A 15,139-nucleotide genomic window follows, 5' to 3' on the forward strand; every position below is an offset into this window, starting at 1 on the left:
CGGCGGGGACCCGGGCGGGTCCCCGCCGCGCCGGGTCAGGAGGCGTAGACCTCGAACTCGGAGAGCTGGCCGGCCGGCCAGCCGGTGTTGCCGGTGAACGTCAGCCGCACGAAGCGGCGGTCACCGGAGGGCAGTGCGATCGACACGCTGTTGCCGGACGCCGGGTCGAACGTGTAACCGGCCGCCGACTTGAGCGTGGTGAACGACGAGCCGTCGGTGGAGCCGAGCACGGCCACCGTCTGGGTCCGGCTCTGCCAGGCCGCCGACGGCGGCAGCTTGAGCACCACCCGGGCCACCGGCCGGGCGCTGCCCAGGTCGACGGTCACCGACTGCGGGAACGCGTTGTTGGCGCTCTCCCAGTAGGTGTTGGCGTTGCCGTCGACCGTGTTGCCGGCGCCGTAGACGTCGGCGTGGCTGGTCTCCGCGACCGGCCGGCCGGCGGCCAGGTTGCCGGTCGGCGGCGCGGTGGTCGGCGGCGGGGTCGACGGCGGCGGGGTGGTGGTGGGCGGCGGGGTGGTCGTGCCGCCGCCGTACACCTCCAGCTCGGAGAGCTGGGCCGCCGGCCAGCCGGTGTTGCCGGTGACGGTGACCCGGACGTACCGGCGGGCGCCGGACGGCAGCGCGATCGAGACGCTGTTGCCGGCCGCCGGGTCGAACACCCGGCCCGCCGACGAGGCGAGCGTGCTGAACGAGGAGCCGTCGGTGGAGCCGAGCACGGACAGCGTCTCGGTACGGCGTTCCCAGCCGGCCGGGAGCTTGAGCACCACCCGGTCGACCGTGCGGGACGCGCCGAGGTCGACGGTCACCGACTGCGGGAACGCGTTGTTGGCGCTCTCCCAGTAGCTGCCCGCGTTACCGTCGACCGCGTTGCCGGCCGCGTACGTCTGGTTGACGCTCGTCGCGGTCGCCGGCCGGCCGAGGGCCAGGTTCCCGCCGGTCGGCGGCGGCGTGGTCGGCGGCGCGGTGGTCGGCGGGGCCGTGGTCGGCGGCGCGGTGGTCGGCGGCACGCTTGTGGACGGCGGGCTGGACGGGCCGTTGCCCCACTGCGGCTCCGGCCACGGCCCGCAGTACGGGGTGGCCGTGTACCAGCCGGAGTTGCCGGTGCCCTGGGTGATCTGGAAGCCGCTGCCCACGCAGTTGTGCATCGGGTTGGCCTGCGCGATGTTGGTGGCCCGCACGTTCGTGAAGCTGACCTGGCTGGGCGCCTGCACCTGGAGCGCGTACGTGCCCGCGCCGTCGATGCGGACATTGGTGAACGAGATGCCGCTGGTCTGCCCCTCGATCCAGTGCAGCGCCGCGTACGAGCTGTCCAGGATGTCGGTGTCGGTGACGTTGATGGCCGCGCCCTGGATCGGCTCGTTGAGCGCGGAGAACCAGATCGCGCCCACCCCGAACTGCCAGTTGTAGTCGGAGTTGCCGTTGCGGATCAGCGTGTTGCGGGCCACCGTGATGGTGCCGGCCACCGCCGTCGGCCCGGTCACCCCGGGATAGCGGTTCGCGACGTGGATGCCGCCGCCGTTGGTCACCGAGTCGGCGGTCACGTTGTCGGCGATGGTGATGTTCCGCCCGCCGTACGTGACCAGGTGGTTCGCCAGGATCGTCACGCCGATGGTGTTGTGGGTGAACGAGTTGCCGACGTTCGGCACGCTCTGCGCCCACATGGCCAGCGCGTCGTCGCCGGTGTTACGGACGAACGTGTTCGTCACCGTGGAGTTGGTGACGCCCCAGTGGAAGTTCACCCCGTCGGCGGTCTGGTCGAGGATGCGGCTGTTGCGGATGGTGAAGTTGTCCATCGGCCCGTCCATCCAGGCGCCGACCTTGGTGTGCTGCAACCACAGGTTGTCCACCACCGAGTTCGACATCGCGCCGCCGAGCGCGTTGACCTGGTCGTCGTCGATCCGCTCACGGATGTCGCCGATGATGGCGAAGTCCCGCAGCGTGACGTTGCGGCTGGGCCCGCCAGCCTCGTGCGAGCGGATCTCCCCGGAGTAGCCGCCGCCGGGGACGTACTTGCCGTAGATGCCGGCGGCCCGCTTGCGGTCGGTGGGGTGCCGGCCGCCGAGCACCGAGTACCACGGCCCGGCGCCGCGCAGCGTCACGCCGTCGACCACCACGTGGTCCCAGAGCGTGAACGTGCCGGACGGGATCCACACCGCCTTCCCCTGCGCCTTGCCGGCGTCCACCGCGGCCTGGAACTTCGCGGTGGAGTCGCTGGCGCCGGTCGGGTCCGCACCGAAGTCGGTGACCACGTCCAACACGCCGGACGGCTTGCTGATCGGCGCGGCGACCAGCTCGAAGTCGGCCAGGTCGATGGTGAACGTGGGCGACTGCGCGGTCGAGGAGACCTGGAGGCGGATCTTCGTGCCGGCCGGGTAGGTGGTGCCGAACATCGCCCGGGTCTCGTCGTAGAAGTGGTGCGGGTTGGTGTCGCCCGGGTTGTTGTTGAACGGGTAGCCGCCGTAGTACCAGCCGTACCGGGAGGTGACCGGCACGGCCTTGACCAGGGTGCCGTTCGCGCGCAGGTCGATGCTGGCGTCCCGGCCGGTGCCGGCGGCGTTGTCCGGCAGGCTGTAGCGGAACGTGACCGCGTTCGCGGGAGCGGCGAGCGTGAACTCGACGTACTCCCCGACCGCGTCGAGGGTGACCGCCTCCCGGCCGGACGCCTCCGACGGCAGCGTGCCGTAGCGCCGGTCCGGGCCGATCTTCGTGCCGGTGTGCGCGACCTGCTCCGCCTCCTGCTCCCGGAACGGGACGGTGGCGCCGCGGCCGGCGATGTCGAAGGGGGACAGCCCGGCGGCGTGCGCCGGGGTGGCGGTGGAGGTCAACGCCACGACGGTCAGTGTCGAGGCGGCGAGCGCGGCGGCGGCCAGGGCCGCCAGTCCGGTACGGCGGTGGCGGTGCGGGGTGCGGTGCTCGGCCATGCGGGGTGTGCTCCCTTTCGTCGGTGGCCAGGTCCCCCGTTCGTGGCGGTGCTCCTGTCTCCTTTCCTCCCCAGGTGTTCCGGCGGCGGCCGGGACGGGCCGCCGGTCGTTGGTGCGGCGCGGTGACGCCGGCGGCGGGACGGAGCCGCCGGCGTCGCCGCGGTTCAGCGCGATCCGGTACGCAGCCAGACCGCGGTGTCCGGAGGCAACCGGTCGTCGTCGAGTGGCCCGCTGGCCAGCAGCAGGCTCTCGTGCGCGGGCAGCGGCACCGCCTCGTCGCCGAGGTTGACCAGGCAGGTGAACCCGGGTTCGCGGGCGAACGCGAGCACCCGGCCGGGGGCGGGCAGCCAGGTCAGCGCGCCGTCACCGAGCGCCGGCTCGGTCCGGCGGCACGCCAGCGCGGCCCGGTACAGCTCCAGCATCGAGTGCGGGTCGCCGGTCTGGACGCGAACCGTGCGGTCCTTCCAGTCCGCCGGCTGCGGCAGCCACGGCGCGGCGGATGCGCCCTCGGGACTGAACCCGAACGGCGGGTCGTCGCCCTGCCAGGGCAGCGGCACCCGGCAGCCGTCGCGGCCCGGGTCGACCCGCCCGGAGCGTTCCCACATCGGGTCCTGGCGCAGCGCGTACGGGATGTCCTCGACCTCCCACAGCCCCAGTTCCTCGCCCTGGTAGACGTAGGCGGCGCCGGGCAGCGCCAGGCAGAGCAGCGCGGCGGCCCGGGCCCGGCGGGTGCCCAACTCCAGGTCGGTGGGGGTGCCCTCACGCTTGGCCGCGAAGCTGAACCGGGTGTCGGCCCGGCCGTAGCGGGTGACGTGCCGGGTGACGTCGTGGTTGGACAGCACCCAGGTGGCCGGCGCGCCGACCGGGGCGTGCGCGGCGAGCGTGCCGTCGATGCTCTCCCGCAGCGCCGTGGCGTCCCAGGCGCAGCCGAGGAAGTCGAAGTTGAACGCGGTGTGCAGCTCGTCCGGCCGCAGGTAGTTCGCGAAGCGCTGCCGGTCCGGTAGCCACACCTCGCCGACCAGCGCCCGCTCCCCCGGGTAGCTGTCGGCGATCCGCCGCCAGGCGCGGTAGACGTCGTGCACGCCGTCCTGGTCGCGGAACGGGTGCGGGCGGTCCGGGTGGACCTCGGGCAGCGTGCCGTCCTTGACCAGCAGGCCGGCCGAGTCGATGCGGATGCCGTCCACGCCCCGGTCGAACCAGAACCGCAGGACGTCCTCGAACTCCGCGCGCACCCGGGGGTGGTCCCAGTTGAAGTCGGGCTGCTGCGGGGCGAACAGGTGCAGGTACCAGTCGCCGGGGGTGCCGTCCGGGTCGGTGGTGCGGGTCCAGGTGGGGCCGCCGAACTCGCCGGTCCAGTCGGTGGGCGGGAGGTCGCCGCCCGGGCCACGCCCGGCGCGGAACCAGAACAGCTCCCGCTCCGGCGCGTCCGGGCCGCCGGCCAGCGCCGCCCGGAACCACGGGTGCGCGTCCGAGCAGTGGTTGGGCACCACGTCGACGATGGTCCGGATGCCGGACGCGTGCGCCTCGGTGATCAGCGCCTCGACCTCGCCGAGCGTGCCGAAGACCGGGTCGATGTCGCGGTAGTCGGACACGTCGTAGCCGGCGTCGGCCATCGGCGACGGGTACCAGGGGCTGAACCAGATCGCGTCGACGCCGAGCGCGGCGAGGTGGTCGAGGCGGGACCGGATGCCGGCGACGTCGCCGATCCCGTCGCCGTTGCCGTCGGCGAAGCTGCGCGGGTAGACCTGGTAGATCACCGCTGAGCGCCACCACGGGCTGCTGTCGACGATGGACACGGGCACCTGCTTTCTGCGGGTCGGTTCTGATGCGGCGGGCGGCGGCAGCCGGTCAGCCCTTGAGGCCGCCGGTGGTCAGGCCGGACATGATGTTCCGTTGGAAGATCAGGAACAGCACGACGGTGGGGACCGCGGCGATGACCGAGGCGGCGATCACCACGTTCATCGGGGTGCCGCCGGCGAAGGTGTAGATGCCGACGCTGACCGTGCGCGTCTCCGGTGACGGCATGACCAGCTTCGGCCAGAGGAAGTCCTTCCAGACCGCGGTCACCGCGAAGATCGCCACCACGCCGAGGATCGGGCGGGACATCGGCAGGACGATCGACCAGAGGGTGCGCAGCGGCGAGGCGCCGTCCATCACCGCGGCCGACATCAGGTCCTCGGGGATCGAGTCGAAGAAGCGCTTGAGCAGGAAGATGTTGAACGCGTTGGCGACCAGCGGCAGCCAGATCGCGAACGGCGAGTCGAGCAGGTTGACGTGCACGATCGGCAGGTCGAGCACGGTCACGTACTGCGGGACGATCAGCACCATCGCCGGGATCATCAGCGTCGCCAGCATCATGCCGAGGATCAGCCCGCCGAGCACCGGGCGCAGCTTCGACAACGCGTACGCGGCGGCGGTGTCGAACACCAACTGGAACAGCACCGCGCCCATCGCGTAGTAGAACGTGTTGAACAGCAGCTTCGCCAGGGCGAGGTTGTTCCAGGCGTCGACGTAGTTCTGCGGCTGCGGATCACGCGGGAACAGCGACGGCGGTGTCTGCGCGATCTCCTGGCCGCTCTTGAGCGCGCCGGTGACCATCCAGTAGAGCGGGCCGAGGAAGACCAGCGTGAACGCCGCCACCACGACGGCGAGCACGGCCCAGTAGAGGACCCGGCCACGTCCGCGCCGCAGTTGGGCCGGAGAGATGAGGGTACGGGTGGTGGAGTCGACGGCCATGTCCTAGTCCTGCCTCGCGGTCAGTCGCACGTAGACGGCGGAGAACCCGGCCAGCACCACCAGCATGATCACGCCGAGCGCGGCGGCGCCGTTGAGGTCGTTCTGGAAGAACCCGTGCTGGTAGATCAGATACGCCACCGAGGTCGCCGAGTCCTGCGTGCCGGCGCCGTTGGCGAGGATCAGCGGCTCGGTGAACACCTGCATGGTGGCCACGATCTGGAGCATCGCCAGCAGCGCCAGGATCAGCCGGGTCTGCGGGATCGTCACGTGCACGATCCGCCGCCACACGCCCGCGCCGTCGATCTCGGCGGCCTCGTACAGCTCGCCGGGGATGTTCTGCAGGGCGGCCAGGTAGATCAGCACGGCGCCGCCCATGTTCATCCAGGTCGACGCCAGCACCATGGCCGGCATCGTCATGGTCGGCGACTGCATCCACTCCGACGTGGGCAGACCCAGCGCGGTGAGCACCGCGTTGAACAGTCCCGCCTCACTCGGGTCGTACGCGTAGAACTTGAACAGGAACAGCGCGGACGCCGGCGGCAGCATCACCGGCAGGTAGACCAGCACCCGCAGGTAGCCCTTGGCGTGGCGCAGCTCGTTGAGCAGGATCGCCACGAAGAACGGCACGGCGTAGCCGAGCACGAGCGCCAGCCCGGTGAAGACGAACGTGTTCTTCCAGGCCGTCCAGAAGCTCGGGTCGGCGACGATCCGGGCGTAGTTGTCCCAGCCGACCCAGGTGGTCTCGCCGCGCCGGGTGCGCTGGAAGCTCATCACCACGCCGCGGACCATCGGATACCAGGAGAAGACGGCGAAGCACGCGACCGCGCCGATGAGGAACGTGTGCCCGGTGAGGTTGTCCCGTACCTTCCGGCCGAGCCCGGCCCGACGCGCGGCGATCTGCCGCGGCGGCGGTGCGGGACGGCCGGGCCGGCGGGTGGCACCCGGGGCGGTGGTGAGCGCCAAGGCGACTCCTGCGGTAGGGGGTGGGGGCCGGTCGGGGCCGGCCCCCACCCGGTCGGGTCAGCTTCCGGCGGCCAGGAGCTGGTTGACCTTGTCCTCGGCGGTCTTGAGCAGGGCGTCGACGTTCGCGTTCGGGTTCGTCAACACCCCGGACATCGCGGCGTCGAGCACCGCGTAGATGGCCTGGGCGTTGCGCGGCTCACCCTTGATCGGCACCGGGTTGGCCTCGAAGGCCGTGAAGTTGGTGGTGTCCACGTTGGCGTTGGCCTTGCGCAGGTCCAGCTCCTGCTTCTGCGCGTCGCTGCCGTTGGTGAACAGCAGCGGCTGGGGCAGGCCCACCGGGTAGTTCTGCGGCTTGGCCCGGACGTAGTCGAACTGGCCCTTGCCGGGGGTGAGCTTCTGGTAGGCGATCCACTTGAGACCGGCCTTGACCTGCTCGGGCGACAGACCCTTCTTGAAGAAGTAGCCCTCGCCGCCGCCGAGCGTCGCCTTGGCCGGCCCGTCCTGGCCGGGCAGCGGGCCCATCGCCCAGTCCTGGTACTTGCCCTGGAACTGGCTGACGATCGCCTGGGTGGCGTCGGGCGCGCCGATGAACATGCCGACCTTGCCGGCGCCGGCGTTGGTCAGCAGGTCACCCCACTGCAGGAGCTGGCGGCTGCCCATGCTGTTGTCGCCGTAGCGCATGTCCTTGAGGTTCTGCAGGACCTGCTTGCCCATCGGGTTGTTGAAGTCGGCCTTCTTGCCGTCGGCGCTGAGCACCTGGCCGCCCTGCGAGTAGAGCAGTGAGGTGAAGTGCCAGCCGCCGGTGTTGCCGGCGCTGTACTCGGAGTAGCCGGCGACGCCGCCGCCGAGCGCGGAGATCTTCTTCGCCGCGGTCCGCACCTCGGCCCACGTCTTCGGCGGGTTGGCCGCGTCGAGCCCGGCGCGCTGGAACAGCGCCTTGTTGTAGATCAGGCCCATCGAGTAGTTCTTCACCGGTACGCCGTAGAGCTTGCCGCCGTCGGTGAAGACCTCCTTGAGCGCCGGGTCGACGCTGTCCCAGGTGGGGACGCTGTCCTTGCCGACGTGGTCGGTGATGTCCATCGCCTGACCGGAGTCCAGCACCTGCTGGAGGTCGGTCATGTAGCCGTAGAAGACGTCGGTGACGGTGCCGCCGGCGAGGCGGGCGGTGAAGTCCGGCGGGTTGTTGCACTGCTCGCCGACGCTGACGCTCTTGACCACGATGTTCGGGTTCTGCCGCTGGAACTCGGCGACGTCGTCGTTCCAGTTCTTCAGCAGTTCCTTCTGCGCGCCGACCGGCTGGCAGTCGACCGTGATGGTGACCTTGCCGCCTGCGTCGGCGGAGTCGTCGCTCTTGGTGGAACACGCCGCGAGGCTGAGCCCGAGGCCGGCCGCGAGCGCCGCGGCCGCGACCTTCCGATACTGCGGTACGGACATCTGTCCATCCCTTCGGGAACGGGTATATCGATGGATTTCACTGAGGTGCGGGAACCGCTGGTGGGTGGAGTCAATGTAGCGACGCCGACTCTTCACAGCAAGGTTTCGACCTGATGACGAAAGAACACGACTTTGCAACGGCTGATCGCGACGGTCGCCACCGAGCGCACGAAAAGGCCGTCGACCGCGGGAGCGGTCGACGGCCGGGTGGCGCGCGGGATCAGGTACGGGGTGCGGGGGCGGTGGAGCCGCGTACCACCAGCTCGGGTTCGAAGAGCAGCTCGTCGTGCAGTACGCCGGCCCCCTCGATCTGGGTGACCAGCAGGTCGACCGCGGCCTGGCCCATCGTCTCGATCGGCTGCCGTACCGTGGTCAGCGGCGGGTCGGTGCAGGTCATGAACGCCGAGTCGTCGAAGCCCACCACCGACACGTCGGCCGGGACCGCGCGACCGAGCCGCCGGGCGGCCCGGATGGTGCCCAGCGCCAGCACGTCGCTGGCGCAGACGATGCCGGTCACGCCGCGTTCGAGCAGCTTCGTCGCGGCCACCCGGGCGCCCTCCATGGAGAAGCTGGAGCGCTCGACGTAGCCGCGGTCCTCGCCCCAGTCGGCGGCCCGGACCATGGCGTCCAGCTTGCGTCGCGACGGCACGTGGTCCTCCGGGCCGAGCACCATGCCGATCGTCTCGTGCCCGAGCGAGCGCAGGTGCCCGTACGCCTGCTCGACCGCGACCGCGTCGTCGGTGGACACCCGCGGGAAGCCCAGCTCCTCGACGCCGGCGTTGACCAGCACGACGGGCAGGCCCCGGTCGGTCAGCCGCCGGTAGTGCTCGTGCGACGCGTCGGCCAGCGCGTACGAGCCGCCGGCGAAGATGACGCCGCTGACCTGGTGGTCGAGCAGCATCTCCACGTAACCGGACTCGGGCACGCCGCCGATGGTGCGGGCGCAGAGCGCCGGGGTGAAGCCCCGTTGGGCGAGGGAGCCGGTGACCACCTCGGCCAGCGCCGGGAAGATCGGGTTCTGCAGCTCCGGCAACACCAGGCCGACCAGCCGGGCCCGCTCCCCGCGCAGCTTCGTCGGGCGCTCGTAGCCGAGCACGTCGAGCGCCGTCAGCACCGCCGTGCGGGTCGCCTCGGACACCCCGCCCCGGCCGTTGAGCACTCGGCTCACGGTCGCCTCGCTGACGCCCGCCTTGCGGGCCACCTCGGTCAAGCGCTTCGTCACGGCGGCAATCGTACGTCAGATTCTTGCAAGAAATGAACAGCGGCTCGGTCCGGTTTCGGTCATGCCGACGCGTCTGCTGCTCGAAAGATCTGGGCATATTGATGCTTGAATGACGACAGAGTTCAGGAATAACATGGCCGCCACCGTCCACTCCCCCGAGAAAGTGGGTGCTCCGATGCAGCGGAGCGTTCCCGGCCCGGCGGGCCGTCCGTCCGTACCGAAACTCCTCGCCGCCGTGGCCACGGCCGCCGCCCTGGTCGTCCCGCCCGGCGCCGCCGCGGCATCGCCCGCGCCGGGCGGCCCCGCCGTCGTGACGACCCGGGCCGCGCTCGACCCGGCGCTGGTCGCCGGGCGTGGCGCCCGGGTCGACTACCTGGAGCAGGAGGCCGAGCACGCCCGGACCACCGGCACCGTCATCGGCCCCGACCGCTCGGCCTACACCCTGGCCGGCGAGGCGTCCGGGCGGCGCGCCGTGCGCCTGCTCCCCGGGCAGCACGTCGAGTTCACGCTGCCCCGCGCCACCAACGCGCTCACCGTGCGCTACAGCATCCCGGACGCGCCGGGCGGCGGCGGCATCACCGCGCCGCTGCGGGTGGCCGTCGGCCGCGCGCCCGCGCGCACCATGACGCTCACCTCGCAGTACGCCTGGCTCTACAACCAGTACCCGTTCACCAACGACCCCGACGCCGACCTGCTGCACCCGGACTGGTGGATCACCGAGTGCTCCTGCGTGCCGGCGGCCACCACGCCCGCACCGGTCATCGGCAAGCCGTTCCGGCCGCACCACTTCTACGACGAACAGCGGATGCTGCTCGGCCGGACCCACCGGGCCGGCGAGGTGGTCCGGCTGACCGCGCCCACCGGCACGGCCGCCGCCTGGACCGTGATCGACCTGCTGGACACGCACCTGGTCGCACCGCCCCGGACGATCCCCCGCGCGGTGAACGTGCTCGCCTTCGGCGCCGACCCGACCGGCCGGCGGGAGTCCGCCGACGCGTTCGACCGGGCCGTGGCCCACGCCCGGCGGGCGCACCGCCCGCTCTACCTGCCGCCGGGCACCTACCAGGTCAACCGGCACATCGTCGTGGACGACGTGACCATCGCCGGCGCCGGTAGCTGGTACACCGTGGTGAAGGGACGCGAGGTGGCCCTGGACCCGCCCGCGCCCGACGGCTCCCGGCACACCGGCGTCGGCTTCTACGGCCGTGACGCCGCCGACGGCGGCAGCCGCGACGTGCACCTCTCCGGCTTCGCGATCGAGGGTGACGTCCGCGAACGGATCGACACCGACCAGGTCAACGGCGTCGGCGGCGCGCTCAGCCACAGCACGATCGACGGCCTCTACCTGCACCACACGAAGGTCGGCATGTGGTTCGACGGCCCGATGACCGGGTTGCGCGTCACCGACACGGTGATCGCCGACCAGATCGCCGACGGGCTCAACTTCCACACCGGCGTCACGCACTCCTCGGTCACCGACACGGTGGTGCGCAACAGCGGCGACGACGCGCTGGCCATGTGGTCGGAGGGCACCGCGAACGCGTCCAACACGTTCGCGTACAACACCGTGCAGTCACCGGTGCTGGCCAACGGCATCGCGCTCTACGGCGGCGCCGGGCTGACCGTCGCACACAACCTGATCGCCGATCCGGTCCGCGAGGGCAGCGCCATCCACCTGGGCGCCCGCTTCGGCGCGGAGCCGTTCGCCGGCCGGATCCGGGTCACCGGCAACACCACGGTCCGGGCCGGCACGTACGACCTGAACTGGAACATCGGCCTCGGCGCGATCTGGTTCTACGCCCTGGACCGCAGCATCGACGCCGACATCCAGGTGGTCGGTGACGCCTACCTGGACAGCACCTACAACGCGATCATGCTGGTCAGTGACTGGCCGGTGAAGGACAGCGTCCGCATCGACGGTGTCGCCTTCCGCGACGTCCGGGTGGACGGGACCGGCACGTCGGTGGTCAGCGCCCGGACCGCCGGCGGGGCGAGCTTCGCCGACGTCGACGCGCGCAACGTGGGCGCGGTCGGGGTCAACAACTGCGGTTCGTTCCACTTCACCCCGGCCGGGTCGGAGTTCCGGCTGACCGACCTCGGCGGCAACGACGGCGGCTGGCTGGCCCCGTGGCTGTTGCCCAACACCATCACCTGCGACGACCGTCCGCCGGTGGTGCCGCCACCCCCGCCGTCCACCTGGTGACCGCATGACGCGACCGCCACCGGCGGAGCCGGTGGCGGTCGCGGTGCGAGCAGGGGTGTTAGAAAGGGGCCCCGCCTATACCGGAGGCGTTAAGCGGGGGCCCTTCCTTACTTCTCAGGCCTCGGTGAGCTGGCCGCGGAGCTTGGTGAGCGCGCGGGCGAGCAGCCGCGACACGTGCATCTGGGAGACGCCGACCCGGGTGGCGATCTCGCTCTGGGTCAGGTTGCCGTAGAAGCGGAGCGTGAGGATCTTCTGCTCCCGCTCGTCGAGCGTGGCCAGCGCCGGGCCCAGCGAGGCGCGCAGGTCGGCCAGCTCGTACTCGTTGTCCTCGGTGCCGAGCGTGTCGCCCAGCTCGGTGGCGCTGTCGCCGTCGCCGATCGGGGTGGAGAGCGAGACCGCGTTGTAGGCGCGGGCACCCTCCAGGCCCTCCAGCACCTCTTCCTCGGTGACGTCGAGGTGGGCGGCGATGTCGGCGACGGTGGGCGCCCGGTTGAGCGTCTGGGTCAGCGAACTGTTCGCCTCGGAGATGCGCAGCCGCAGCTCCTGGAGGCGACGCGGCACCCGGATGTTCCAGGTGCGGTCGCGGAAGTGGCGCTTGATCTCGCCGAGGATGGTCGGGATGGCGAAGCCGGCGAAGTCGACGCCGCGCGAGGCGTCGAACCGGTCCACCGCCTTGATGAGGCCCAGCGCCGCGGTCTGCGCGAGGTCGCCGGCCGGCTCGCCGCGACCGCTGTAGCGGGCGGCCAGGTGGTTGGCCAGCGGCAGCCACGCCTCGATGACCTGGTTACGCAGGGCGGCCCGCCGCGGGTGGTCCGCCGGCAGTTCGGCGAGCGCCGCGATCAGCTCGCCGGCACGGTTCTCCGCACCGGTCTGCGGCGCGCGGTGCACCTCGGTGACGGACGGTGCCATGGTCATCGTGGTCATGCTGCCCTTCCTGTCCTCGGAGAACGGGGTGGACTCCCACACCGGTCGTGCCAGCCACACTAGACCAAAGTTCACCGTCAAATCAACCGAACGGCCGATGGATGTTTAACCTCTTATCCGGACATAGCACCGGGACAGACCGGAGATGGCGGTCAGCGGGGCATCAACGGCCGATAGTCGGCGGCGGTGAGCGGCAGCGCCGAGACGCTGCCGTCCGCGCGCGGCACCTCCAACGGCTGCCCGTCGCGCCGGAACGCCACGCTGTCCACGTCCGGCCGCTGGGTGAGGCTGCACACGATCTGGCCGAAGGCGAGCACCTCGTCGTTACGGCCGGCCTCCTGCCCGGCCTGCCGCACGTCGACGGTGGCGACGCCGCCGGTCAGCGTCGCCCCGGCCACCACCACGGTGCCCGGCAGCGCGGTGGCCAGCCCGCTGCGCCGCTCCGCGCTGTCCGGCCCGGCCAGCAGGTGCTGCAGGTGGGCGTCCACCCCCGGCAGGCCGTCGACCCGGCGGTTGACCACCGCCAGCCCCTCGTCCCGGACGAAGCAGAACGGCTCACCCACCCGCCCGTCCGGGTCGGCGGTCGAGGTGCCCGCCGGCGTCGGGAACCGGCCGGGCGGCTCCCGCACCAACCGTGGCTCGTCGTCGACCGGGACGCCGCACCCGGCCAGCAGGACGGCCGCGAGCAACGCCGGGAGCAGCCGCCGCGCCGTCACCGCAGCGCCCCCGGCAGTTCGACCCGGAAGCGCGCGCCCGGGTTGCGGTCCCGCACGGCGGCCGTGCCGCCGTGCGCCGCCGCGTGCTGGGCCACCAGGGCGAGCCCCAGGCCGGTGCCGTCGGTGCCGGCCCGGGCGTGCGCCGCCCGGCCCCGGACGAACCGATCGAAGATCGCCTCCCGGTCCGCCGCCGGCACGCCCGGCCCCTCGTCGTCGACCGCCAGCACACCCGCACCGTCCACCACGTCGAGGCGGACGGCGACCGGGCCGCCGCCGTAGCGCTCCGCGTTCTCCAGCAGGTTCAGCAGGATCTGGGCCAACCGACGCCGGTCGACCCACCACTCGTGCGGGACCCCGTCGCCGACCCGCACCAGGCTCTCCGGCAGTGACCGCTCCCGGCAGGCGGCCCGCGCCAGCTCGGCCACGTCCACCGTCTCGCGGTGCGCGGGCTGCTCGGTGCGGGCGAGCTGGATCAGGTCGTCGACCAGGCGCTGGAAGCGGGCCACCTCGTCGGCGACCAGGCCCGCCGCGGTGGCGGTGCGCTCGTCCTGGTGCTCCTTGCGGCGGTTCAGCACGCTGGCGGCCGCCGCAAGCGTCTGCAGCGGGGAGCGCAGCTCGTGGCTGACGTCGGCGGCGAAGCGGCGGTCCCGGTCGATCCGCTGCACCAGCTTGTCCACCATCTCGTTGAACGAGGTGGACAGCCGGGTCAGGTCGGGGTCGGTGGTCGGGTCGAGCCGGGTCGCGAAGTCGCCGGCCGCGATCCGCTCGGCGGCGTCGGCCACCGCGGTGAGCGGCCGGAGGCTGTTACGGGTGGCGTACCAGCCCAGCGCCGCGCCGGCGCCGGCCACCATGATCGCGACCGCGGTGAGCGCCAGCCCGACCACCTGGAACGTGTCCTCCACCTCGCGCAGCGAGGTCAGCTCGTAGTAGCCCAGCTCACCCGGGAGCGGCACGCCGACCAGCAGCGTCGGCTGCCCGTCGAGGCGGATCCGCTGCACGGCGGGCTGCCCCTCGGCCACCACCCGCTGCAGCTCCACCGGCACCGAGCTGGCGCCCACGTCGGCGGTGCGGGCGTACCAGCCGGTGCGCAGGTGCAGCAGCGGACGCCGGGCGCTGCCGGTGTCCAGCGAGCGCAGCACGGCCACCACGTCCGGGGTGCCGGTGTCCAGGCCGGAACGGACCACGGCGGCGTCGTAGTAGGCGGCCCGGACCGCGGCGCGCTCACGCTCGTCGAGCAGCGAGCGGCGGGTCAGGTCGTACGAGAAGAGGGCCATCAGCGCGGCCAGCAGGAGCGCCCCGACGGCGAACGCGGCGGTGACCCTGGCCCGTAGTCCCGGTCGGCTCATCGTTGCAGCTTGTAACCGAGGCCACGCAGGGTGACCAGGTGACGGGGGTTGGCCGGGTCCGACTCGATCTTCTGACGCAGCCGCCCCACGTGCACGTCGACCAGCCGCTCGTCGCCGGTCTCGTAGCCCCACACCCGGCTCAGCAACTGCTGGCGGGACAGCACCCGGCCGGCGTGCTCGGCCAGCTCGCAGAGCAGGCGGAACTCGGTGCGGGTCACCGGCACCGGTTCGCCCGAGCGGCGGACCTCGCCGGCCTCGGCGCTGATCTCCAGGTCGCCGAAGAACTGGGCGGGCGCGGGGCCGGCTACGGTGCGGACCCGTCGGCGCAGGGCCCGCAGCCGGGCGGACAGCTCCTTGATCGCGACCGGCTTGACCACGTAGTCGTCGGCGCCGGCCTCCAGCGCGGCGACGATGTCGTGGGTGTCGTCGCGGGCGCTGATCACCACGACCGGGACGTCGTCGTCGCGGCGGAGCTGGCGGATGCAGTCGAAACCGTTCATCCCGGGCAGCATCAGGTCGACCAGCACGTAGTCGGCCGGGTTCTCCCGCTGCCGGCGCAGCCCCTCCTCCGCGGTCGCCGCCCCGTCGGCGTCGTAGCCCTCCTCCTCCAGGGCGAGCTGTAGCGCGAGCCGGATGCGGTCGTCGTCCTCGATCACCAGTACGGCCGTCATATG

At 72.1% G+C, this 15,139-nt stretch carries 11 protein-coding genes; 1 reads left to right on the forward strand and 10 read right to left on the reverse strand.

Annotated features, from left to right (window positions below; translation table 11 throughout):
- Positions 1 to 35 precede the first annotated feature (35 nt).
- The 6 genes from H1D33_RS10850 to H1D33_RS10875 form a co-directional block, all read right to left on the reverse strand.
- Entirely contained in the window at positions 36 to 2,921 is a 2,886-nt protein-coding gene (locus H1D33_RS10850; protein WP_181568187.1) for a galactose-binding domain-containing protein, read from the reverse strand.
- Between the two features lie 164 nt (positions 2,922 to 3,085).
- Positions 3,086 to 4,711 (reverse strand): glycoside hydrolase family 13 protein, encoded by a 1,626-nt coding sequence (locus H1D33_RS10855; protein ID WP_181572794.1) that lies wholly within the window; start codon positions 4,709 to 4,711, stop codon positions 3,086 to 3,088.
- A gap of 58 nt (positions 4,712 to 4,769) precedes the next feature.
- Complete coding sequence (locus tag H1D33_RS10860) at positions 4,770 to 5,657, reverse strand: carbohydrate ABC transporter permease (RefSeq protein ID WP_181568186.1); 888 nt, start codon at positions 5,655 to 5,657, stop codon at positions 4,770 to 4,772.
- A 3-nt stretch (positions 5,658 to 5,660) separates the two neighbouring features.
- Positions 5,661 to 6,620, reverse strand: a complete 960-nt coding sequence (locus H1D33_RS10865) for a carbohydrate ABC transporter permease (protein WP_181568185.1) — start codon at positions 6,618 to 6,620, stop codon at positions 5,661 to 5,663.
- A gap of 57 nt (positions 6,621 to 6,677) precedes the next feature.
- Complete coding sequence (locus tag H1D33_RS10870; RefSeq protein ID WP_181568184.1) at positions 6,678 to 8,054, reverse strand: ABC transporter substrate-binding protein; 1,377 nt, start codon at positions 8,052 to 8,054, stop codon at positions 6,678 to 6,680.
- A 220-nt stretch (positions 8,055 to 8,274) separates the two neighbouring features.
- Positions 8,275 to 9,276, reverse strand: coding sequence for a LacI family DNA-binding transcriptional regulator (locus H1D33_RS10875; protein ID WP_181568183.1), 1,002 nt, complete (start codon positions 9,274 to 9,276; stop codon positions 8,275 to 8,277).
- A gap of 175 nt (positions 9,277 to 9,451) precedes the next feature.
- Between H1D33_RS10875 and H1D33_RS10880 the strand changes: the two genes are divergently transcribed.
- Positions 9,452 to 11,479: a glycosyl hydrolase family 28-related protein gene (locus H1D33_RS10880; RefSeq protein WP_181568182.1), complete on the forward strand. Its 2,028-nt coding sequence runs from the start codon at positions 9,452 to 9,454 to the stop codon at positions 11,477 to 11,479.
- A gap of 114 nt (positions 11,480 to 11,593) precedes the next feature.
- Here H1D33_RS10880 and H1D33_RS10885 read toward each other — a convergent pair whose 3' ends face one another.
- The 4 genes from H1D33_RS10885 to H1D33_RS10900 all read right to left on the reverse strand — a co-directional run bounded on the left by H1D33_RS10885 (position 11,594) and on the right by H1D33_RS10900 (position 15,136).
- Complete coding sequence (locus H1D33_RS10885) at positions 11,594 to 12,403, reverse strand: SigB/SigF/SigG family RNA polymerase sigma factor (protein ID WP_181568181.1); 810 nt, start codon at positions 12,401 to 12,403, stop codon at positions 11,594 to 11,596.
- A gap of 152 nt (positions 12,404 to 12,555) precedes the next feature.
- On the reverse strand, positions 12,556 to 13,119 hold the full coding sequence (locus H1D33_RS10890) for a GerMN domain-containing protein (RefSeq protein ID WP_181568180.1): 564 nt from the start codon (positions 13,117 to 13,119) through the stop codon (positions 12,556 to 12,558).
- Positions 13,116 to 14,465: a sensor histidine kinase gene (locus H1D33_RS10895; RefSeq protein WP_181568179.1), complete on the reverse strand. Its 1,350-nt coding sequence runs from the start codon at positions 14,463 to 14,465 to the stop codon at positions 13,116 to 13,118. The genes H1D33_RS10890 and H1D33_RS10895 overlap by 4 nt, the downstream gene beginning before the upstream one ends.
- Positions 14,462 to 15,136: a response regulator transcription factor gene (locus H1D33_RS10900; protein WP_181568178.1), complete on the reverse strand. Its 675-nt coding sequence runs from the start codon at positions 15,134 to 15,136 to the stop codon at positions 14,462 to 14,464. The genes H1D33_RS10895 and H1D33_RS10900 overlap by 4 nt, the downstream gene beginning before the upstream one ends.
- Between the last annotated feature and the right edge of the window lie 3 nt (positions 15,137 to 15,139).

The organism is Micromonospora ferruginea, from assembly GCF_013694245.2.
GTDB lineage: Bacteria > Actinomycetota > Actinomycetes > Mycobacteriales > Micromonosporaceae > Micromonospora > Micromonospora robiginosa.